Source organism: Candidatus Manganitrophus morganii (assembly GCA_021651055.1).
Lineage (GTDB): Bacteria > Nitrospirota > Nitrospiria > SBBL01 > Manganitrophaceae > Manganitrophus > Manganitrophus morganii.
Genome location: JAJHOH010000001.1, coordinates 1058699 through 1081226 on the forward strand (window position 1 = coordinate 1058699; position 22528 = coordinate 1081226).

Below are 22528 nucleotides of genomic sequence, written 5' to 3' on the forward strand. Positions count from 1 at the left end.
GAGGGATCGTGAAATGAAAAAAACGCTATTCGCGATACGTTAAACGGAAGATTTACGATTCACGGGTAGCCTAGGAAAAGAAGGGGCCACCTGTAACGATTTACGAAGAACGTCTTTTGAATGGACTATGCGGCTTGAAGCCGGGGGAAGGAGACGCGGAAGGTCGTTCCGATGCCAACCCGGCTCTCTACGTTGATCTCGCCGTGGTTCGCCTCGATATACTGCTTGGCGAGCGGAAGTCCCAAACCGACCCCGCGCGCTTTGGTGGTGAAGAGAGGCTCGAAGATCCGCCTCATGTTCTCCGGCGCAATTCCCTCTCCGGAATCATGAATAACGACTTCCACCGACTTGCGCGTCAGGTGGGTGGCGACCTCGAGCGTTCCCCCTTGTGTCATCGCCTGAATCCCGTTGAGAATAAAATTACCCAAGGCGCGCGAGACCTGAATCGGGTCGATAAACACCATCGGGATCTTTCGGCTGAAGCGCCGCTTGATCCGGACCGTCTCCGGAAGGGGGGCCCGCTGAAGGAGACTCTCCAGAAGCTGGTTCAGATCGACCCGGATCGACACCGCTTCCTTTTTGCGCGTGAAGTCGAGCAGCTCGTTCACCAGATCGGTCGCCGACTGGCACTCATCCGAAATAATCGTGAGAAACCGCTCGAACTCCTTTTTGATCGGCCCGATCTCATTCCGATCGAGCTGCATTTTAAGATAATAGGCGGCGTTGGTGATCACCTCGAGCGGCTGCCGGAGCTCGTGATTCACATTTCCGACAATCTGCCCCAAGGCGGCCATTTTTTCCTTCCGGGCCAGCTCCTCCTGGAGCAGGTTCAACTCCTCCAGACGCGCCTCCAAATCCCGCCGATACTGTTCCTTCTCGCCGCGAAGCGACTCGAAAAGCGAAACGTTCGCCAGGGCGGGCGCTGCGTGCTGGCAGAGCGCTTCTACCGTTTTACGCGCCTGCGGTAAAATGCGCCGATCCGGGTCCCGCGTGCCGAGACAGAAGGCGCCGAGGATTCTCTTTTTCCAGAGAATGGGGGCCGCAATGGCCGATTCCAAGGAGAGCTGGCGGGTCGCTTCACAAAGCGGCTCCCCTCCCTTTAGACCGGGATCGACGAAGAGGACCTTCCGTTCCTGAACCGCCCTTCCGACCAGCCCCTCCCCGATCTTGATTTTTTTCCCGAGAAGGGCCGGGGGAAGATGAACCCCCTTCTCGATCTTCAGACATCCCTGCTCAGAATCCCAGAGAGCGATCCAACCGATGTCCAAACCGGAAAGTGATAGAGCCCGATGTAAGATCGTCTCCAAGAGCCGTGAGCGATCCAACCCGGCGCTCAGTTCGATCCCGGTCTTCCGAAGCATCTCCGCCTCGGCCAGTTCCTTTTGATTCAAATCGAGAGACCGCGCATTCTCAACGGCGATGGCCGCCTGATCCGCCAGGGCCTCCAGGAAAAATCGGTCCTGATCCGAAATGCGCTTTGCGGCCGATTTGGCTTGGAGGCTGAGCGATCCGAGGGTGCGTCCTCCGATTCGGAGCGGCGAGGCGACCTTGATTTGATATGGCGGCGCCTTTGCGCCCTTGGCCAGGGAGGAGGAAGCGCGTTCCCGATGTAAGACAATCGTCCTTCCGGTCCGGGCGGCCATTCCGTTGATCCCTTCTCCCATTCGGAACGTCGCCTTCTCGGAACCGGCCGGCATGTTCACAGCAGCCTGAACGATGAGGCGGCTCTGGGCCGGATCCCAAAGGACGATTTCGCCCGAATCGAATCCCAAAAACGCAATCCCCTGCCGGACGATCTTTGTAAAAAGGGATGTCGGCTGCCGCTCCGCAGAAACTTCCGCAACGATCCGTCGGAAACGATCCCATCGGAGGAGGGCCCGTTCTTTCTCTCTTAATTGGCGTAGGGTCTGAATCGCCGTCCCGGCCTGCCAGGCGATTTCCGACGCGGCCGCAAAATCGGCGCGATTCCAGACCGCCCGCTCGAGAATGAGGCAGAAAATGCCGAAAGGAACGATTTTTCGGGAAAGTGGAATTAAAACAGAGGGGGCCTTCGGGTCGGCCCGGAAGATCGGCTTTCTTTTCTTTTGGAGTTGATCGATGAGCGACGCGTCGGCCAAGATGCGCTTCGCCGCCCGCCTCGCGTTGAGAGGAGAACCCGACGCAATCCAAAGGGGACCCGACTGTTCGGAGTCAAAGGTCATAAAGAACCCGAACGCGACTCCCCATCGTCCATCGGCGACTCTCACCGCTTTCTCCAGGATCTCCTCTTCTGAATACCCTCTTTGAGGAGAGGTTCCTGGGACCAGACTAAAAGCGGAGGTCGATCTGCTCGGATGGGATTTCTTCATCTTTATCAATCACGCCAACCGTTTAAAACGGGCTGACTTTAGCATATCTCCCCCGGAATAACAAGGGAGGCAGCCAGGATGAATTGCGGCCCTTCCTCTTGTCGGCCCACTTTAAAAAGGAGTATATTGAATCTGACCATGATTGAATAACGCGAGAGCGCGATGGCTCTTTTTCAGCAAGAACATTCCCAAAAATCACGCCGATGGGCCCTCCCCGTTGTGATCTTCCTGATCCTCTGCCAGGTCGATCTCCCGGTCTGGGGGGCTCCCCCGGCAGAACCGGAGCCGCCTCCCTCCGAAACAGAGCGGCTCGAGCGGGCGCTGGATGAAGCGTTGAACGCCCTTGCCACCGGCATGCAGACCCTGGTCGGTCTGGCCGAAAAGAGCAAGGGAAAATGGGAGCAGTGCCAATCGGGCGAATCGAAAGAGGAGTGGTGCGTCAAGATGAAAGACGCCTTGGCCCAGCTGGAACGCTTGGATGAAAAAGAATCTCCCGCGCCGCCGGAATCCGAATCGTCCACCCCTGATCCGAAACCAACACCGGACGAAGAGAGCCGCTGACGCTCGTCGATCCGATCAACCCCCCTTTGATCTTTCCCTCCCGCCGACCGCGACTTGACTGCTCGCGGAGGATTTAAAAAACGGCATCTTATTTCATTGACAAATGATCCAATTTTGAGGTAGCTTCACGCCAACACACCTTAAGTATTTCGTAGGTATTTTCCATATCCTTACAACAGAGCTTCATGATGGACCAAGAAACCCCCTGGACAACCTGTCTTCTCACCCGAATGCTCATTCTTCATCTGGAGCGGATCGGGAAGGGGGACGATATCGACTACCACGAGATCCTGTCGGGGGAGAATCGCCTCAATCCGATTGCCGACCCAAAGGCATTTCTGTCGGACCACAACAACTGGGTTCCTCATCACATCCTCAAGAATTTAATTTTCGCAGCCGAAAATGCCGGCGGGACAAAAGAGATCACCTACCTGGCGGCCAAAGAGTATTTCCAAGCGGGCTACGGCCCCTCCGTCCTGGAGATCATTGCGAAGCTTCAAAATCAGATGGAGCAGGCGCTCTACTGCTCCAATCTTTGGGCCACCGGCTTCGCCAACTACTTCAAGCTGCAGTATCTTCCCCCTTCCGAAACCCAGCGCCCCGAGGCGATCTTGCTCTCCCAATTCGGACCGAATGTCGAGCCGATTCTCGGCAACTTCGGGTTTATCCGCGGGAACTACGAGGGACTCACAAAGCTCTTTCCGGTCGTCGAGGAGGCCCGCTGCATCGAGGAGGTTTCTCAACTCAAGCTCCAGAACCTTGTTCGAGAATTCGGAGGATACCAGATTCAAAAAAGGGACGGCCGGCTCGCCGTCATCGAAAGCGCTTCGAAAAGGGAAGTGGTTATTGCCAGGGCGGTCTCTCTTAGAACGGAGATCTCGACATCACCCAACAATCCGACGATACCGGAAGGGTTGATTCTCCATCCTCAGGGGGGAGCGCTCAAGGTCCTCGTCCCCAAGGTGGAGGAGGACCCGGAACGGTATCAAAAGGAAAACAGCGCCTACGAGATCGTCAAGGGGGGAACCCTTCAGGCCGGTCCGTTGACCGTCACCCTGGAACGCGGGCAATTCTTCAACGCCCCTTATTCCCGCTACCGCTTCACCTGGAAGTCGAAACCCTCGCGGAAGGAATCGCCGGAAATGGTCCAGGCGCGCCTGGAGATGATCCCCCCCCTCTTCAATCATGTCCGCGAATTGCGGGAGACCCATCGCCAGCTCCTCCGCTATACGATGGAGAACAAGGCGCTGGCCCAGGCGAATGAAGAGCTGAAGGGGGCGATCCAGAAAGAATCGGACTTCCACGGCATTATCGGGAAGAGCCCCAAGATGCAGCTCCTCTTCGAGCAGATCGAACGGGTTGCGCCTGTCGATTCGACGATCCTCATTATCGGCGAAACCGGCACCGGGAAAGAGCTCTTCGCCAAGGCGATCCACCAATGCAGCCTGCGACGGGATCAAAAGTTCTACGCCATCAACTGCGCCGCCCTCTCCGAGAGCCTTCTGGAGGCCGAACTCTTCGGCTACGAAAAAGGGGCCTTCACCGGCGCCCTCTCTCAGAAGAAAGGGATCTTCGAGACGGCGAGCGGCGGCACCCTCTTCTTGGACGAGATCGGAGAGGTCTCCCCCACGATGCAGGCAAAGCTCCTTCGGGTGTTGGAAGAGCGGGAGGTGCAGCGCGTCGGCGGGCGGGAAGCGATTCCGATCGACGTGCGCATCGTCTCCGCAACCAATCGAGATTTAAAAAAGGAGATCGCTTCCGGCAAATTCCGGAGCGATCTTTTCTACCGCCTCCATGTCATCTCCCTCGTCCTTCCACCCCTCTCGGAGCGCCTCGACGACCTTCCCCTGCTGGTCGACCAGTTCCTCAATTTCTTCAGCATGAAATGCAAAAAAGAAAAACCGGCGATCACCCGGGAGGCGATTACCCTCCTGGCCGATTACAGCTGGCCGGGAAACATCCGCCAGTTAAAGAACGTCATCGAGCGCGCGGTCGTCTTGGATCGAGACCAGATCATTACCCCCGACGATATTATTCTGCCGGAGGAGGAGTCGACCGCCAAGGTTCTGATGGGGGGGCCGCAAGACTTTCATGAAGCCCTGGAGCGATACAAACGGTCGGTCATCCAGGACGCCCTTCACAAAACCGGCGGCAATCAGACCAAAGCCGCCGAGATATTGGGACTTCAACGCACCTATCTGGCCCGGCTCATCCGGACCATGAATTTACGGACCGGGCGCGACATCCGTTAGCCCCATTTAGCAAAAATCCTAAGGAGACCTTCGACAGATGAAAGAGGGCCTTCCTTTTTAGGCTCGTGATCGTAATGAGGATGAACATCTTCAGATACACTGTATCTTCTGTGCCAAGTGGAAACCGACGCGCGACCGCTTTCCCTGATCCTCTTCCTCTCCCCTCTCTTCTTTTTTCCGGAATCCATAATTTTTCTTCCAGGAACCAGAAAACCCAAGCCGGGATGGACGCGATAGACGGAACCGGAAAGTCGAGACGCCCCATTTTTCGCGTCCCTTTCACAAAAAAGGCATCTTCAAAAAACTTGGCACACCCCTTGCTATACCCCCTGCCCGTGAACGCAAAAAGAAAGTGAATGAGGAATCGGCGGATGGGCCGCCGGCACTCTTCACAAGATCAACCAAAACATCCACAGGGGGGATACAAAAATGAAGAAGTCAACGTTGGTAGCAGCTGCGATGGGATTGGCTTTAGTATTCGGAACCGCGATGGAGAGCAAGGCGATTTGCCTCATCGGATGCGATGACAGCACCACCGTGAATCAGACCGCCAAAGGGGCCGGCCGCGACATTCGCGAAGCAAGCGACAACGTCAACGGCGACCAGGCCAAGGGAATCGGCAACCAGGTGATCAAGGACATCAAAGACAGCGCCGTCGTGACCGGCAACACCACGGTCCAGAGCAACTCGGTCGGCAGCGTCTTCTTCAACAAGGGCGACATCACTCAATCGAACTCCGCCAACATCACCGGCAAGACCGAAATCAACAACAGCGATCTGAGCACGGACAACCGCAACAGCAACAACAAATAGTCCGGTGCGGGACCCGGGCGGGGCGCCCGGGTCTCTCCGATCAAGCGGAAACGACAACCTAAAACAACGACTTCCAAATAAAGGGGGAAATGAAAATGAAGACATTCGTAGCGACCGTGATGGGATTGGCCCTGGTTTTCGGGACGGCAATGGAAAGCAAAGCGATCTGCCTCTTCGGCTGCGATGACAGCAAAGAGGTCAATCAAACCGTCAAGGCGGCCGGCCGGGACGTTCGGGAGCATAGCGACAACGTCGGCGGCGATCAAGCCAAGGGAATCGGCAACCAGGTGATCAAAGACGTTCAAGACAGCGCCGTCGTCACCGGCAACAAGACCTTCCAGAAAAACTCCGTCGGAAGCGTCGTCGGAAACAGCGGGGATATCGCGCAATCGAACTCGGCGAACATCACCGGCAAAACTGAAATCAACAACAGCGATCTGAGCACCACCAACGTCAACAGCAACAACAAGTAGGAACCGAGGGGGGCGTGGGACCAATCCCACGCCCCTTCGGACGCGGGAGGGGAATCTCATGGAAACGAAAAAAATCATCGCCTCGCTCGGATTTACGCTGATCGCCCTGCTGCTCGGGGGGGAGATCGGACCGACGCACGGAGCCCCTCCCATCCAGAGCGAAGAGACGGCGCGGGAAGAGGCAAAAAAAGAGGCGGAAGAGAAACAACCGAAAACGGCCGACCAGGAACAAAAGGAAAAAGAAGAAGAGGAATTGAAGGCGACCATCCGCGACATCAAAAAGCGCCAGCAAAGAGACGAGGAGTCGATCCGGGTCCGGGCGAACATCTTCCCCTCCGAGATCCCGGAACAGGAGTGCACGGCGGCCGACCGGGCCCGAAGCCGGCTGGAGAAGGTCACCGACGACGGCGGTCTGATCATCGCGGGGGATATCTTGATCGACTCGAGCAACGAAGCGAACGTGGAAAACAACAAGGGGAGCATCAACAGCCAGGTCAACGTCAACATCATCAACGAATCGAACAAGCGATGCTAAGCGCTGCGGCGTTTCCAAAGGGAGAGATCATCATGAAGACCGGACATCATTTTAAATCCTTCATCGTCGCCATCCTCTGCTCCCTCAGCCTGGGCCTTCCGACGGCCTGGGCCGAGCCGGTCGCGGCGGGCCCCGCGGGGAAGGTCCGCGTCGCGGTCGCCCGGTTCGGCGCCACCGACCGGTTTGCTCAGGTGTATGGAGGATGGGACATCGGCGGGGGGCTGGCCGCCCAGGTGGTCACCGAGCTGATCAACACCGGAAAAGTAGTGGTTGTCGAGCGGGCGATCCTCTCCCAGATCATGCGGGAGCAGGAGCTCTCCGCTTCCAAGCTGGTGACGAAGGAGACGGCGGCCCAGGTCGGTCAGCTTCTTGGAGTTGATTATCTGATCGTCGGAGAAGTCACCGAGTTCGAGCAGAAGGCGGTCGGGGTCGGCGGACGGGCCGGCTTCTTGACCTGGCTCTTTCCAAAGGCGTCGGCGGAGTTCACCGCGGCGCACGTGGCGATCGACCTTCGGATCATCGACACCTCCACCGGGGAGATCCTTCACTCCTACCGCTCGGAAGGGCGGGCCTGGGAGAAGGCGGTCGCCATCGATATCAATTTCCCGACGCTGACCTTCGGCGGGGACGCCTTTCACAAAACGCCCCTCGGCAAAGCAACCCGGCAGACGATCCAAGACTCCCTCGGCTTCATCCTCGGAGCGGTCCAAGAGCGGCTCCGGACCCATTCGACCGGCCTCGGAAAGGTGATTCACCTGGAAGAGAATTTGGTCTACATCAACGCCGGCGCCAATGCGCAGGTCCACGTGGGCGATCGGCTCTCGATCTTCTCGGTCAAGAAGGTCCTGACCGACCCGGAGACGAATCAGGTCGTCGGCGTCATCGAGAATCCGATCGGAGAACTGTCGGTCGTCTTCGTCTCGGAAAAGTTCTCCAAAGCGCGCGTCTTGGGAAACACCCTCCCGCATAAAGGGGACATCGTCCGATTCTCCGACAAGAACCCCCGCTTCGGGAGCCAGGGAGAAGAGACCATCCCTTACGGCGATGTGAAAGGGTTAACCGTCGCCAAATCGGGTTACCCGATCTTGGATTAAAAAGGTGAAATTGATGATGGAACGACGCTTCAAGAACGCCCTTCTCTTCTTTTCCGTCTGGATCCTCTTTGCCGGATGCAGCCGACAGCTTCGGCCCGACGCGGTCGGACCGACCCACCTCGAAGAGGGACTGATCGCCTACGATCAAAATCGGCTGGACGACGCCCTCAAGTCGCTCGACGCCGCCCTCAAGCTCGATCCGCAGAACACCGAGGCGCTTTTCCGACGAGGGGTCATTCTCCAGAAACAGAACAAGGTTGAAGAGGCGGTCGCCTCCTACCGGGAGGTGGTCCGGATCGATCCGAACCATTTCAAGGCCCACCACAACCTGGCCAACATCTACTCCTATGAAAAAGCCAACAACGTTCAGGCGATTTTTCACTATCGCCGCTTCCTCAGCCTCGCACCGACCCACCCCCTCGCCCCCCGGGCGCAGATGCGGCTCGCCGAATTGACCGACGTTCCGGGGGACAAGCTGGCGCGGGGGAAAGGAATCGCGGAAGAGGAGGGGGACGGCGACATTCACCTCACCGGAGAGCTGGCCGGACCGCCCCTTCCCCTCCCCATGCCTCCCGCGCCGGTCGCTTTGGCCCCCTCTCTTCCGGCGGGGCAGATGGCTCGGACGCCCCCCCCGGAACCGGCCCTCTCTTTCCCTCAGGTGGTCTGCGTTCAAGGCGAAACGTCACAGGGGAAGATCGAAGGAAGCGGCTTCATCGTCGGGGGGGGGTATATCCTGGCGAGCGGTCATCAGGCCAATCAGGCAAACCGCCTGACGGTCCAATTCCAAAACGGCGCCAAATATCCTGCGTCGGTGATATCGGTCAGCAGCGCGCTCGACCTGGCCCTCCTTCAGATTGCGTTTCAAGAAACGGAACCGCTCTCTTTCGCTCCGTCCGACAACCCCAAGGCCGGCGCGTCCGTGATGGCGGTCGGCTGTCCCTTCGGTCTCAACCACTCGGCCTCGCAAGGGATCATCAGCGCGCCGGAGCGGGTCCTCGGGGATCGCCCGGTCCTTCAGACCGATGTGGCGATCAACCCCGGAAACAGCGGCGGCCCGCTTCTAAACAAGCAGGGAGAGGTCGTCGGGGTGGTGTTGGGAACGCTCCAGGACGCGCGGGGAATCGCTTTCGCCGTCCCCAGCCGGGAGGTGAAACGATTCCTTGGAGAAACCTTCTTTCAGATGGGAACCCTCCTCGCCGAAGCAAAGCGGTATCCCGAAGCGTCCGATCTTCTGGCGCAGAGCATTCGGTTCTGGCCCCAATCGGCGAAGGCCCACAACAACCTGGGTGAAGTCTTTCGGAGGATGAAAGAGATGAAGAAAGCCGAGCAGGCCTACGTCAAGGCATTGGAGGTGAATCCCAAATATGCCGATGCCCACTTTAATATTGGCACTTTTTATGATAGTGTCCTCCGGAATCCTCAAAAGGCGGCGCTGCACTACAAAAGATATCTCGAATTAAAACCGACCTCCCCGGAGGCGGTTCAAGTGGCCCAGTGGCTGAAAGCCATTGAAGGGAACAATTAACGGATCAAACAATGAAATCACTCGGACGTTATGAAATTTTAATCGAAATCGGACGGGGCGCCATGGGAATCGTCTACCTTGGCAGCGATGCCAAGATCCACCGGCAGGTCGCTCTCAAGTGCCTCCGCCCGGAGCTGTTCGAAGCATCGGAGGAGACCCGCAAGCGCTTCCAGGGGGAGATCCTCGCCTTGGGAAGGCTGGTCCATCCGAACATCGTCACCATCTTCGATACCGGGGAGGACACCGCCACCGGCACCGCCTACATTGTCATGGAATATGTCGAGGGGACTTCGCTCGGCCAGCTTCTCAAAAAAGGAACGCCGCTGACCGCCGACCAGATCGTCCGGATCGGAATCGACATCTGCCGCGCCCTCGACTTTGCCCATTCCAAAGGGGTGATCCATCGGGATATCAAACCGGGAAATATTCTTTTGACTTCGGAGCAGCAGACGGTTAAAGTGACAGACTTCGGGATCGCGCGACTGGACGGAGGGGGCCACACACAGACCGACCACCTCCTCGGCACGCCGCAGTACATGTCCCCGGAGCAATGCAAGGGAGAGCGGGTCGACGGACGCTCCGATCTTTTCTCCGTCGGCGCCCTCCTTTACGAGCTTCTGACCCGTCAAAAGCCCTTTCCGGGGGACAATGTCGCCGCCATCATGCACCAGGTGTTGACCAAAAACCCCGCTCCGCCGGCGAGCCTCTCCCCCGACATCCCAAAACCGCTCAGCGACATCGTGATGAAGGCGATGGAGAAGGAACCGGGTCAACGCTTCTCCACCGGGGCGGAGATGGCCGATGCGCTTGCCGCGCTGTCGACGCATCGGGAGCAGGCCGCAGAGGAGCGTCCGACCATGGCCCTCTCCGGGAGCCAAGAGGCGCCCCTCCCAACGCCTGCGGGCCAGGGCCGGTATTGGGTTTGGGCGCCCATCGCCGTCATCGGGCTTATGGCTCTGATCGGTTGGTGGCGTTTAGCCCCCAATCAAGCGCCGGCAGATCCGATAAGCGCCGGCGCCAAGGCGGTCTCCACCCCTCAGATCGGCCAGGTCGATCTGACGACGACGCCGATCGGCGCGGAGGTGCTCATCGACGGCGAACCGAAGGGGCTTACCCCGCTGATGCTCGATCTCCCCGCCGGCTCGCATGAATTGGTCTTGAGGAAAGAAGGGCACCACCCGCTGGAGGCGACGATCACCGTCGTCTCCGGGGAGAAGGTCCCGGTCGATTTAAAACTCACAGAAGAGGAGAAGACTCCATGAAGACAATCAATAGAATCGTCGTGGGGGGGATGGCCGCGGTCTTCCTCTTTCTGATCGGAGTGACCGGAATCGCCGAAGCCGCCCTAAAGAAGGGGGAGACCGCCCCGGGCTTCACCGCATTGGAATCGGTAAAGAAAAAGCCGATGGTCCTGGTTTACTTCTTCAAGCTCGACTCCAAGCCAGCTCGGGAAGGGCTCGACCATCTCAAAGATCTCTACGTGCAGTACGAGACGGCGGGGATCGCCATCCTCGCCGTGACGCAAGACAACGCCAAGACGCTCGATCCTTATCTGAAACAACATTCCCTCCCCTTCCCGGTGGTGAAAGATGACGGAAAAGTCTTCGGCGCGTATGAAGTAAAGGTGATCCTTCCGACGACCTATATCCTCGGTCCCGGCGCCCGGATCACCGATGTCCTGGAAGGAGGGGGCCCCTCCTCTACCCGGTTCGTCACCACCGTGGCGCAACGGGGACTTCAGGCGAAAAAAACCACGCTGGCAAAGGCGCTTTTTGAAACCGCGCTCAAGGCAAACCCGAAGGATGCGCAGGCGGCGGCCGGCCTGGGACATGTTTTCCTCAAAGAGGGAAAATTTGATCGCGCCGAGAGCGAATTTTCTAAAATCGCCCAGCTGAAATCACCGGAGGCGATCCTCGGAAAAGAGGGGCTCGCCGAAATTCATCTTCAAAAGGGGGAGACCGACAAAGCGCTCTCGATCGCCGAAGAGGTCGAAAAAGACGACCCGAACAACGGCCTGGTTCATCTGGTAAAGGGGAATGTGCTCGCCATGCAGGGGAATCAGCAGGAGGCGTTGACCGAGTTCACCCGCGCCGCCGAGGGAAAACTCTCCAGCGACTGGCAGCGGGCGACCGCTTTCAACAACGCGGGGCGGATTCACTCCGAGCAAGGACAATATGCGATGGCCGAGAAGATGTATCAAGAGGCGGTCGTCCACAACCCCTACTCCCCCGAAATCCTCTCCAACCGCGGCGTTCTTTACGAGAAGCAGGGACAGCCTCAGAAGGCGCTCGCCCTCTATCAGGAAGCGTTGAGCGTCGATCCGGAAGACGAGATCGCAAAACACCTGATGAAGCGGATGGAGCAACACCTCGCCTTCAAAGAGGATATGGAACGGCAGAAGCGGGTCGACGGGTTGGTCGCCGATCTGGCCGAGCGGTTTAAGAAAGGGAAGGTCTCGGAGGTTCCGCCGACCGATCCCTGGTCGTCCAAACCGATGACGGTGGCTTTCCTCGGGATGAAGCTGATGGGAGGGGGGCTCCTCCGCGAGGGAATGACGGAGGTCCTCCAAGCCGAGATGACACAGCGGCTCTCCGCCGGCGGACGGGTCGCGGTGGTGGAAAGGGAGATGCTCGATAAACTTTTGACCGAATTGAATCTCGGCTCCTCCGAACTGGCCGATCCCGAAACGGCCCTCAAGCTCGGGAAGCTCCTCTCGGCCCGGCTGATCGTCACCGGTAGCCTGGTGCAGATTCCGGAGGGGGTCCGGCTGAGCCTTCGGCTGATCGATCCGGAGACCTCCGCGATCAAGATCACCCACGCCGACGAGATGGGCCCGCAGAAGAATCTGTTGGCCCTCGCCGATCAGACGGCGCAGGCGCTCGGCAAAAAGATCAAGGAGCAATATCCTCTGAAAGGGAAGATCGCCTCCGTCGAGGAGGGGAACCAGGTCATCATCAACCTCGGAACCCGCCACGGGATCAAACCGGGAACCAAATTGAAGATCATCGATGAAGGGGAGGCGATCGTGGTCGATGGGAAGACGATCGGCCACAAGAAAAAGCGGGTCGGCCTTCTCGAAATCGTGGAGGTGGAAGAGGGGCTTTCTTATGGAAAGCTGACGGAGCGCACGTCGGCTGTCCAGAAAGATCAAAAAGTGTTAGAGGAAGTAGGGGGAAATGAAACGGCGTTTTGATTTTCTGATTCCACTCTTGTTTGCGTTCACCGCCTGCGTTTCTCCCTCGACGTCTCCGGTCCGTCCGGAGGCGTCTCTCCTTCCGGAACGACATCTGCTGACCGTGGCCGTCCTGGAATTCGAAGACCATGGGATCGGCCAAACCGTCGCCACGCAGGGACTCGGCCGCACCCTCGCCGATCGGATTTCGGAGCAGCTCTCGGGACGCCCCGACCTTCGGTTGATCGATCGGGAGTCGCTCCAAAAAATCTTGGAAGAGCTCTCCATCGCCAGCCTCGACATCGCCGACCGGGACAGCCAACTTCGCCTCGGGAAATTGCTCGGGGCCCAATACCTGATCATGGGGGGATATACCTCTTTGGCGGGGGGGCTCCGGATCGACGGCCGGATCGTAGAGGTCGAACGAGGGATCGCCGAGGGAAGCGCGCTCGAAGGCCGCGCCGCCGAACGGGCGATTCTGGAAAAAAACTTCTCGAAACAGATGGCCGATTTAATTATTTCCAAGGTAGGGGCGACGCAGGCGTCGCCCAAGTCGAGCCACGATTTTTTTCTGCAAGGGTTGGCCCTTGAACAATCCAACAACAATCAGAAGGCCTTAGAGATGTATCAAAAGGCCCTCGCCATCGACGCCCGGCATCAGGAAGCGCGGGAGCGGATGGAGAACCTCCTACTAAAGGAACTGCAATGAGACGACAACTGATCTTGTTCGTGTTTTTCATATGGGTAATGCCGATGCTTGGATGGGCCGAGGAGATCGGCCGGCCGGAGTCGGCGGCGAAGACCCTCTACCAAGAGGGGCGCTATGCCGAGATCATCCAGGCCTACGAGGGGAAAGAAGCCGGCGCGCAAGAGGCGCTTTATCTCGGTCTCAGCCATCTGCGGGCCGGGGACCCGTCCAAAGCGATCGCCGCCTGGAAACAATATGTCCGGCTCGATCCGGGAAGCGAGGGAAACCGCGAGGTCTCGAAATATCTGACGCTGCTCTTGCAAGAAGAGGCCAAACGGACCGCCCGGGAAATCCTGCAGCAGGAAAAGGAGCTTACCGGAAAGATCGACGCCAGGGCGATTGCAGTCTCCCCCTTCCAGAATTTGGGGCAGCAGACCTACGCCCCTCTTTCAAAGGGATTGGCGGCGATGATCATCACCGACCTCTCCAAGGTCAAGACGCTGAAGGTGGTCGAACGGGTCCAGCTCAAAGCGCTTCTCGATGAGTTGAAGCTCTCGCAGTCGGGATTGGTCGATGCCAAGAGCGCTCCCCGCGTCGGGAAACTCCTCGGCGCCGGGAAAATCACCACCGGCAGCTTCCTCGATCTCGATCAGGAGAAGATCCGCCTCGACGCCGCCGTTACGCAGACGGAGAGCGGGAAGTCGCTGACGAATCCGGAAGTCCAGGGAGATCTGCCGGCCTTCTACCAGCTGGAAAAAGAATTGGTCTTCAAAATCCTTTGCGGGATCGGCCACTGCCCGGAAAGCCTCGACAGCCAGACCAAGGCGGCGGTCGGGACGATCCATACGAAAAACTTCAAAGCGTTCCGTCTCTACTCCCAGGGACTCGAATACCTCGACCAAAACAAATATCGGGAAGCCTCCCGCGCCTTCTTCCTGGCAGTGGAAGAAGATCCCGAATTCGAGCTGGCCCGCAAAGCGCTTCTCGACACCCCCCTCTTTCCGCTCGATATGACCGCGATGATCTCGGGGGCCGAGGCGATCGGCGACGGCGGCGCGGCGATTCTTTCGACCGGGACGTTTTTCGCCGCTCCGCAGCTTCCGCAGGGCTCCGCCGGACATCAGGTGATGGCCCCGTCGATGGGAATGTTGGTCCCTCCGACCCCTTCCGGATCTGCGGGCGCGCCGCCACCTGTCCCGGTTCGGATTGATGTGAATTTTCCGAATTAGAGTAGACGTGTAGGGGCGACGCATGCGTCGCCCGACGGAAAAATATGGCGAGGATGTATCATCCAGACCTACACCACCGACATTCGATTCGATTAAGGGGATTTGATTATACACAGACGGGAATTTATTTCCTAACGATCTGCACATATAACAGGGAATGCTTGTTTGGAGAGGTCACAGGTGGGATGGTGACATTGAATGACTTCGGGAAAATGGTCCAAACGGTATGGGATGAATTGCCGCACCATTTCCAGAAAATTGAATTAGATGCATTTGTAATCATGCCCAACCATCTCCACGGAATCCTGGTCATCACCGATTCCCTAGGGGCGACGCATGCGTCGCCCCTACCAACGCAACCACCCCACGGGCCAAAACCTGGATCTGTCGGGGTTGTCATCGGATCTTTTAAATCAGCCGCGACCAAAGAGATCAATAAGTCGCGGGGAACCACAGGCCTTCCGGTGTGGCAACGCAATTACCACGAACACATCATCCGGAACGAGAACGATTTGAATCGCATCCGCGAATACATTGCCTTTAACCCAGCCCGCTGGGCGGAAGACGAAGAGAATCCACTCAATGTTAAGACTTCTCTAAAACTCACTAAACCATAAGGACTCGACTTCATCATGAACAAGACACGACTTAACGCAAGGATTAATTGGCTATTGGTGGCCGTGCTTTCTCTTTTTTTCACCGGTTGCCAAGGCGGAGAAGAAAACGGAACCGCATCGGTTCGTCTCTCCTTCAACCTCTCTTCATCTAAAACGGGGGCCGCGAAGACCGCTTCCGCCCCCGCCCCCAGCGGGATCACTTCGGTCCGAATCGACGTGACCGGTCCGGGGATGGAACTTCTTTCCGACTCGGTGGCGGTCAATTCGGAGGAAGAGACGGTGGTAGATCTGGAGATCCCCGCCGGACCGGCGCGGCATTTTGTGGTGACCGCGTTCGACTCGGAAGAGCAGCCCCGCTTTATCGGGGAGACCACGGTCGATCTGGAGCCGGGAACCTCGCCGACCATTCGGATTGCGATGGTCGAGATCGACGTGGAGGTTCCGCCGATTCTAGCCATTCAGATCACTCCCCCCAGTACCATTCTGACGAGAAGCGAACCGGAGAACCCGCAAACTGAGACCTTCACGTTGGCGAACGCCACGACGGCCGAGGTGAGCCTTTCAATTGTTGGAGAAACTTCGGAAGAAGCCCCCGACCTGGGCCAGATTACAGATGGCGAAACCCCGAATAATTTCACCTACACCGCACCCGATACGATTCCCATCGATCGAACGCAGACGCAGATCGGTGTGCCTATTCCGATCACGATTGAAGCGGTCGACAACATCGATCCCGATCGGCGTGCTCAGGCAACCGTGAAGATGGTAACCGAACCGGTTCTCTTCTTTCCGGAAAACATTCCCTTAACTTCCCTTGCTTCATTCTTTCGGCCCGCCTCGACCGATTCCTCCGGCCAACGAAGTGTTGCCTTTCACCAAGGAAGGGTCTATGCGGTCTGGACAGAGTTCATCAATCAAGAGGAGCGAGAAATTGTCCAATTCTCCGAAACCAGTGATGGAAGAGTTTGGGTAGCTCCGATCCCCGTTTTCCCAAGCGGTTCTCAAGAAGAATCCGAACCGACAATCGTGATCGGACCCGACGGTTCGATCTATGTTGCATTCATTGAATGCTGCAATCCCCCTAATGTTCGAGTAGTCGTCCGTCGCCCTGGAGGACAGACTTTCCAACCGTTTTACGTAGGAATAGGTGGACTGTCACCTCAAAATCCGACCCTCAGTGTTTTTTCCAACGGAGTCGTCTCTCTTGCTTGGTCCGCTCAGCAGCCAAATACAGGACTCGATATTGTTTTTCGAAGAATCCGCTCGGACGGCACACCCATAGACCCTCAGCCAATCAATTTGATCGATTTGTTGGATCCAGACAGCGGCGATGCCAATCAAACTCAGCCGGTCCTTTCCATCGGGGCCGCCGGAGAGATTTTTCTCGGCTGGATGGACGAGGGACAACTCTTCTTAACCGCCTCTACAAATGGAGGGGATAATTTCATCTCCCCCGTTCCCGTTTCTGATTCCACCTTTTCAAACACAAATCCAACACTGGTCGCAGGGACGGATGGAAAAGTTTATGTGGCCTGGGACACCTCGAATTGTGACTGCAACGACTACTTTGTCTTCTTTAATTCGGGAAGACTCAATGGGAGTTCACTCAATTTTAATGAAAACCGACCCATTGGAACGTTTCTGGCAAACTCCGAAAACCAATCACATCCCAGCATCGCCTTAGACGGGGCAGAGAATATCTACATCGCCCTTGTCGAAACGTTCTTCGGTTTTGACGAGAACGAGATCCTTCTTGCCAAGAGCATCGATGGCGGTCTGAATTATTCTTTTTCTCAAATTAGCAAACGGGACATCCGACCGAACAAATCCTATCCCTCCCTCGCCGTAGACGGCGCAGGACGCTCCTTCGCTATCTGGGAGAGGATAGATTTTCTATCAGAGGGAACCATCAACGATGTTTTCTTCTCCATGGGGGACGATTTTCCGTTCTTCAGTAACGAAACCGCACTCCTTACACGGAGTGCGAGCATCTCTCAAGAATGAACCAACACAATCGGTGTGCGTGAGACAAAAAGAAAACCTTCATGAAAAAGAAAATCCTTCCAAGATATTTTTACTCTCTCTCCCTGCTCGCCCTTCTCTTCCTCACCGCCTGCGGCGGCGGGGGAGGCTCCAGCAGCAGCGGAGGAATGACGCCGGTCGGGATCAAGCTCAAAATCCCCGCCGCCGGAAATCCGTCTTCGAGCAAAGCCGCCCACGCTCCCTCTCCTTCCGGTGTGGCGCAGGTGCGTCTGAGTGTGACCGATGCCGAAGGGAGATCCCTCGCTTCCACTACCGTCGGCGTCACCCCCGGCCAGGAAGTGACGATCACACTGGAGGTCCCGGCGGGCCGCGCCCGTCTGTTTATCATTGAAGCCCTCGACAGCGAAGGGACAGTACTCTTTCGGGGTGAAGCGAGTTCCGATTTATCGCCCGATACACCGGCCACGATCACCGTTCAAATGGTTGCCGTTGAAGCGCCGCCCCTTCCAACCCTGAGCCTCTCACCACCGTCGGCCTTTGTCTTACTCAATAACAGTGAAACGTTCACCGCAACCCTGACCGGGCTGGAAGACACCAGTGTAATCTGGAGCGTCGACAACATCGACAGTGGAAACCCATCGGTCGGGAGGATCACGCAGACGAACCCGGCGACCTACACCGCCCCCGCGACCCTTCCCGAATCAAGCGTCGTCACCGTCAAAGCCACCAGCAATGCCGACCCTACTCTCTTCGCGACGGCGACCGTAACGATCCTGACCCCGGAGACGACCGTCTTCATCGACGAAAACGGTGTAGACGGCGCCGAATGCGGAACGGAGAGCAGCCCGTGCCGGAGCATCACGCGCGCACTAGCGCAGGCGAATCCGGGCCAGACGGTGCGCGCCGCCGCGGGAACTTACGATGATTCTACCGAGACCTTCCCGATTCGGATGAAGCCGGGGGTCAACCTGATCGGCGAAGATGTCGCTGAGACGGTGATTACCTCGGGACGTTCGATTCCGGTGGCCGTCATCGCCGCCGACAATACCGTCCTCTCCGGTTTCAAATTCGATCCGAATAATGGGACGATCGACACATTAATCGAAATCGCCTCTGGCGGGCCTATTATTAGCGATAATCGATTTATTGATGAGCAAAACCGATGCGAAGGGATATGCCAAAACAGCCATACCGCCATTGAAGTCAACGGTGGATCACCGCTGATTCAAGGCAACGAATTCCGCGGCTTTGGCTTTACTTCCACTGAAGAGCCGATCACGGCGGCCATCCTGGTCCAAAACGACGCCGCTCCAACCATTGACCAGAACACGCTTCGTGAAAACCGGCTGGGCATCGCTCTGCTGGACGGCGCGGCGCCGTCGATCGAGCGGAACACGATCACGAACAATCAGACCGGCATCTCAGTCGCCGGCAGCGCCGCTCCCTACCTCGGCGGAACGACGCAGGAAAACAGCGGCGGGAATGTCCTCAGTTGCAATACCACCGTCGATCTTACTGTGGCCGATACGGTTCAACCCTTCTATGCGCGGCGAAATCAATGGGATCATCTTCCCCCGACCGTCTCTTCGCAACCCGGCAGTGGAATCGACATCGTCGCCAATGAAAATGTGGACATCGACGGGGCGACGGCCGTCACGCCCCACTGTCTAACGGAACCTCCGACAGTGCCTGCCGGATTGCTCGCCACCGCCATGAGCCAAAACCTTATCAGACTCTCTTGGACCGCATCGATTGATAACTTTGGAGAGGTCACCTACCAAATTGAGCGCTGCCCAGGAACCAACTGTACCAGTTTCGAGCATATTGCCCAGACGACAGAAACGACCTTCGATGATATAGGACGCTCGCCCGCTACCTCGTACACCTATCGCATCCGCGCCATGGATGTAAACGAAAATCTCAGCACCTACTCCAACATTTCGAGTGCGACCACACCGGATCAGGATGCGCCGACAGCGCCCTCGAATTTAACGGCGAACACTGACAGCGAGACTGAAATTAACCTCTCCTGGGGGGCCTCCGCCGACGATGTCGCCGTCGCCGGATATCGGGTCGAGCGATGCCAGGGAGCCGGTTGCACCAACTTTGTTGAAATCGCTCAGCCGATTGCGCCGAACTTTAACAACGCGGGGCTCTCCCCTGGCGTCTCTTACAGCTATCGTGTCCGCGCCGTCGATGCAGCCAATAACTTCAGCGGGTATTCCAATACGGCAACCGATACCACACTCGACACCTCCGATCCCACAGCGCCAACCGGCCTCACCGCTGCGGCGGTGAGCGAAACTCAGATCAACCTCTCTTGGCAAGCCTCCACCGACAACGTCGGCGTAACCGAGTATCGATTGGAGCGATGTTCTGGGGCAAGCTGCACCAATTTCGCTGAAATCGGCCGGCCAACCGCCACGACCTTCAATGATGGAGGCCGTTCCGTCGCCACGGCTTACAGGTATCGTGTACGCGCTTCGGATGCCGCCGGAAACTTCAGCGGTTATTCCAACATCGCAACCGCCACCACCCCCGACAACACCGCACCGACGCCCCCGGCCAATCTCGCGGCAACCCCCGTCAGCGGAACGCAGATCAATCTCTCCTGGAATGCCTCCACCGATAACGTCGGAGTTACGGAGTACCGTATCGACCGTTGCCAAGGAGTCAACTGCGCCAACTTCGCACAGATTGCAACCAGCCCTACGACCAGCTTCAACAACACGGGGTTGTCGCCGGCGGTCTCCTACAGCTACCGCGTCCGCGCCGTCGATGCGGCCACCAACTTGGGCGGCTTTTCCAACACCGCGACGGCCGTCACCCGCGATACAATTGCTCCAACAGCACCGACAAATCTGACCGCTACCCCCGCCGGCGAAACTCAAATTAACCTCTCCTGGGGAGCCTCTTCCGATAATATCGGTGTGGCGGGCTACCGGGTGGAGCGCTGCCAAGGAACAACCTGCGCCAACTTCGTCGAAGTCGCTCAACCGACCGGTGCAACCTTCAACGACACGGGACGCTCCGCCGGCGCTTCTTATGTTTATCGCGTTCGCGCCGTCGACGCCGCGGGCAATCTCAGCGGGTACTCCAGCACCGCCGGGGCAACGACTCCCGATAATTCCGCCCCAACAGCGCCGACGAACCTGACGGCCGCGACGGTGGGTGAAACTCAGATAAATCTCTCCTGGACCGCCTCGACCGACAATGTCGGCTTGGCCGGATATCGGGTGGAACGATGCCAAGGGAGCAACTGCACCAATTTCGCTGAAATCGCTCAACCCACCGCGACGACCTTCAACGACCCCGGTCGCTCTGCCGGAACCCTCTACTCTTATCGAGTCCGAGCGATTGATACCGCCAACAACTTCAGCGGCTTCTCCAACATAGCCACGGCAGCAACCCAAGATACCACTGCCCCCACGGCACCGACCAACCTGGCCGCGAACCCAGTCAGCGGAAGTCAAATCAACCTTTCTTGGGGAGCTTCCACGGACAATGTCGGCGTAACAGGGTATCGCGTCGAGCGATGTCAGGGAGCCACCTGCTCCAACTTTGCTGAAATCTCCCAGCCAACCACGACAAGCTTCAACGACACGGGTCGTTCCCCCGGCGTTTCCTACCGCTATCGCGTCCGCGGCGTCGATGCGGGCAACAATTTCAGCGGCTATTCGAATATCGCATCCGCCACAACACCTGATACGACCGCCCCTACCTCGCCGACCAATCTCGCGGCAAGCCCCGTCAGCGGAACGCAGATCAATCTCTCCTGGAATGCCTCCACCGATAACGTCGGGGTGACGGAATATCGGATCGAGCGCTGCCAAGGAGCCAACTGCGCCAACTTTGCTCAGATTGCGACCAGCGGGACAAACAGCTTCAACAACACAGGGCTGTCACAGGCGACCCTCTACAGTTACCGTGTGCGCGCCGTCGATGCAGCGGGCAATTTAAGCGGCTTCTCCAACACCGCCACCGCCGCAACGCGGGACATCACTTCCCCGACAGCGCCGAGCAATTTGACCGCCAGGGTCGTGAGTGAAGTGCAAATCAATCTCTCCTGGGGTGCTGCAACGGATAACGTCGGCGTGACAGGGTATCGGGTGGAGCGCTGTCAAGGAGCAAATTGCACGAATTTCGTTGAAATCGGCCAGCCGGCTGCCACCAGTTTTAACAACACAGGATTGACCGCCGGCATACTCTATCGATATCGTGCCCGTGCAATCGATGCGGCCGGAAATTTCAGCGGCTACTCGAACATCGCCGCGGGCTTCACAGACGTGACCCCGCCAACCACCCCGACCGGTCTTTCGGGGAGAGGACTGAACCAAAGCGAGATCGGCCTCTCCTGGGGCGCTTCCACGGATAATGTCGGGGTTGTCGGCTATCGGCTCGAACGTTGCTTGGCAACAGGAGCAAGTTGCGTCGAAATCGATACCGGTTCTGCGATCGACCCTACCAAGCCAAGCTTCAACGACACAGGGTTGGCAACGGCCACCGCCTACACCTATCGCATTCGGGCCTATGATGCGGCGGGCAACCTGAGCCTTTATTCTCAATCGGCCGGCGCGTCAACCGGCCGGATTCTCTTCCGCGCTAGCTTCGATATCGGCAACTTAGATCAGCCGCCTGAGACCACCTTGATCGGAGATCCCGTCGGCGACTCGCTCTCCCTAAGCACTTCGGCCGGCACTATTTTGGTTCGCTCTTTCGTCGGCAATATGGACACGAGGCCGGTGGAATTAAACCAGATCGCCGAGAGAACAGGCGGTGTTGATCTTCGTGGAACAGTGGCAGGCACACCTCCCAAGAGCGGCATTTATACAGCCCGGTGGCGTTCTCTGGTCGCCTCGCGCGAGGTCGGTTTTGCCGCCATCGTCCTGCGAGATTCCGCGGGAAGAATCGTTGCCTCTTTGGCTTATCGCCCCAACAACATTCTCGACTATAACGATCGGACCCCATCGAACGGCATCGGTGTATTCTGGAGACAAAACTTTGCCCAAACGTTCGAAATCGAGGTGGATCTGAATCGGAAAACGACGCTCCTGCGCATCGATGGAAGAATCGTCATGGAGAGCGTTCCTTTCTATGAAGCGGCCGCGGCCGACTTGGCGCGGATTTCGATGGAGTTGGGAATGACCAGCGCACAAACCCTAGCATGGGACGACATTGATATTACCGCAACGGTTCCCTGATGCATCGGCGAATTCATCATGATTGTGAAGACATCCG

At 57.7% G+C, this 22528-nt stretch carries 15 protein-coding genes; 13 read left to right on the forward strand and 2 right to left on the reverse strand.

The genetic code is table 11. The annotated features are described in order from the left end of the window. Positions 1-125 precede the first annotated feature (125 nt). On the reverse strand, positions 126-2348 hold the full coding sequence (locus MCM46_04715) for a GAF domain-containing protein (GenBank protein MCG3111108.1): 2223 nt from the start codon (positions 2346-2348) through the stop codon (positions 126-128). A gap of 162 nt (positions 2349-2510) precedes the next feature. Between MCM46_04715 and MCM46_04720 the strand changes: the two genes are divergently transcribed. The 11 genes from MCM46_04720 to MCM46_04770 all read left to right on the forward strand — a co-directional run bounded on the left by MCM46_04720 (position 2511) and on the right by MCM46_04770 (position 14690). After that, positions 2511-2909 (forward strand): hypothetical protein, encoded by a 399-nt coding sequence (locus MCM46_04720; GenBank protein ID MCG3111109.1) that lies wholly within the window; start codon positions 2511-2513, stop codon positions 2907-2909. Between the two features lie 185 nt (positions 2910-3094). Beyond that, positions 3095-5161: a sigma-54 dependent transcriptional regulator gene (locus tag MCM46_04725; protein ID MCG3111110.1), complete on the forward strand. Its 2067-nt coding sequence runs from the start codon at positions 3095-3097 to the stop codon at positions 5159-5161. Positions 5162-5590: 429 nt separating this feature from the next. Further along, the gene (locus MCM46_04730) at positions 5591-5974 is read left to right on the forward strand and encodes a hypothetical protein (GenBank protein MCG3111111.1); all 384 of its coding nucleotides are present in this window, start codon (positions 5591-5593) and stop codon (positions 5972-5974) included. 95 nt (positions 5975-6069) lie between these two features. Then, entirely contained in the window at positions 6070-6447 is a 378-nt protein-coding gene (locus tag MCM46_04735; protein ID MCG3111112.1) for a hypothetical protein, read from the forward strand. A gap of 58 nt (positions 6448-6505) precedes the next feature. Further along, positions 6506-6982 (forward strand): hypothetical protein, encoded by a 477-nt coding sequence (locus tag MCM46_04740; protein MCG3111113.1) that lies wholly within the window; start codon positions 6506-6508, stop codon positions 6980-6982. A gap of 32 nt (positions 6983-7014) precedes the next feature. Beyond that, a complete protein-coding gene (locus MCM46_04745; protein MCG3111114.1) occupies positions 7015-8076 on the forward strand; it encodes a hypothetical protein in 1062 nt (353 codons plus the stop codon). Between the two features lie 13 nt (positions 8077-8089). Continuing rightward, positions 8090-9601 (forward strand): tetratricopeptide repeat protein, encoded by a 1512-nt coding sequence (locus MCM46_04750; GenBank protein MCG3111115.1) that lies wholly within the window; start codon positions 8090-8092, stop codon positions 9599-9601. 11 nt (positions 9602-9612) lie between these two features. Then, positions 9613-10863: a protein kinase gene (locus tag MCM46_04755; protein MCG3111116.1), complete on the forward strand. Its 1251-nt coding sequence runs from the start codon at positions 9613-9615 to the stop codon at positions 10861-10863. After that, entirely contained in the window at positions 10860-12794 is a 1935-nt protein-coding gene (locus MCM46_04760; GenBank protein ID MCG3111117.1) for a tetratricopeptide repeat protein, read from the forward strand. Before MCM46_04755 ends, MCM46_04760 begins: the two co-directional genes overlap by 4 nt. Further along, entirely contained in the window at positions 12778-13482 is a 705-nt protein-coding gene (locus MCM46_04765) for a hypothetical protein (protein ID MCG3111118.1), read from the forward strand. The genes MCM46_04760 and MCM46_04765 overlap by 17 nt, the downstream gene beginning before the upstream one ends. After that, positions 13479-14690 carry a hypothetical protein gene (locus MCM46_04770; protein ID MCG3111119.1) on the forward strand — a complete coding sequence of 404 codons (1212 nt, stop codon included), beginning with the start codon at positions 13479-13481 and terminating at the stop codon, positions 14688-14690. The genes MCM46_04765 and MCM46_04770 overlap by 4 nt, the downstream gene beginning before the upstream one ends. 478 nt (positions 14691-15168) lie before the next feature. Here MCM46_04770 and MCM46_04775 read toward each other — a convergent pair whose 3' ends face one another. Then, complete coding sequence (locus MCM46_04775) at positions 15169-15765, reverse strand: hypothetical protein (protein ID MCG3111120.1); 597 nt, start codon at positions 15763-15765, stop codon at positions 15169-15171. Here MCM46_04775 and MCM46_04780 point away from each other — a divergent pair. Further along, positions 15725-17311 (forward strand): hypothetical protein, encoded by a 1587-nt coding sequence (locus MCM46_04780; GenBank protein ID MCG3111121.1) that lies wholly within the window; start codon positions 15725-15727, stop codon positions 17309-17311. The genes MCM46_04775 and MCM46_04780 overlap by 41 nt on opposite strands. A 41-nt stretch (positions 17312-17352) precedes the next feature. After that, entirely contained in the window at positions 17353-22491 is a 5139-nt protein-coding gene (locus MCM46_04785) for a fibronectin type III domain-containing protein (protein ID MCG3111122.1), read from the forward strand. Positions 22492-22528 lie beyond the last annotated feature (37 nt).

Bases quoted from the DNA above. Each gene is read 5' to 3' on its own strand.
- MCM46_04780 (MCG3111121.1), top strand. From the start codon at position 15,725: ATGGTCGAGATCGACGTGGAGGTTCCGCCGATTCTAGCCATTCAGATC.
- MCM46_04750 (MCG3111115.1), top strand. From the start codon at position 8,090: ATGATGGAACGACGCTTCAAGAACGCCCTTCTCTTCTTTTCCGTCTGG.
- MCM46_04760 (MCG3111117.1), top strand. From the start codon at position 10,860: ATGAAGACAATCAATAGAATCGTCGTGGGGGGGATGGCCGCGGTCTTC.
- MCM46_04785 (MCG3111122.1), top strand. From the start codon at position 17,353: ATGAAAAAGAAAATCCTTCCAAGATATTTTTACTCTCTCTCCCTGCTC.
- MCM46_04745 (MCG3111114.1), top strand. From the start codon at position 7,015: ATGAAGACCGGACATCATTTTAAATCCTTCATCGTCGCCATCCTCTGC.
- MCM46_04730 (MCG3111111.1), top strand. From the start codon at position 5,591: ATGAAGAAGTCAACGTTGGTAGCAGCTGCGATGGGATTGGCTTTAGTA.
- MCM46_04775 (MCG3111120.1), bottom strand. From the start codon at position 15,765: ATGGCTAGAATCGGCGGAACCTCCACGTCGATCTCGACCATCGCAATC.
- MCM46_04725 (MCG3111110.1), top strand. From the start codon at position 3,095: ATGATGGACCAAGAAACCCCCTGGACAACCTGTCTTCTCACCCGAATG.
- MCM46_04715 (MCG3111108.1), bottom strand. From the start codon at position 2,348: ATGAAGAAATCCCATCCGAGCAGATCGACCTCCGCTTTTAGTCTGGTC.
- MCM46_04755 (MCG3111116.1), top strand. From the start codon at position 9,613: ATGAAATCACTCGGACGTTATGAAATTTTAATCGAAATCGGACGGGGC.
- MCM46_04770 (MCG3111119.1), top strand. From the start codon at position 13,479: ATGAGACGACAACTGATCTTGTTCGTGTTTTTCATATGGGTAATGCCG.
- MCM46_04735 (MCG3111112.1), top strand. From the start codon at position 6,070: ATGAAGACATTCGTAGCGACCGTGATGGGATTGGCCCTGGTTTTCGGG.
- MCM46_04765 (MCG3111118.1), top strand. From the start codon at position 12,778: ATGAAACGGCGTTTTGATTTTCTGATTCCACTCTTGTTTGCGTTCACC.
- MCM46_04720 (MCG3111109.1), top strand. From the start codon at position 2,511: ATGGCTCTTTTTCAGCAAGAACATTCCCAAAAATCACGCCGATGGGCC.
- MCM46_04740 (MCG3111113.1), top strand. From the start codon at position 6,506: ATGGAAACGAAAAAAATCATCGCCTCGCTCGGATTTACGCTGATCGCC.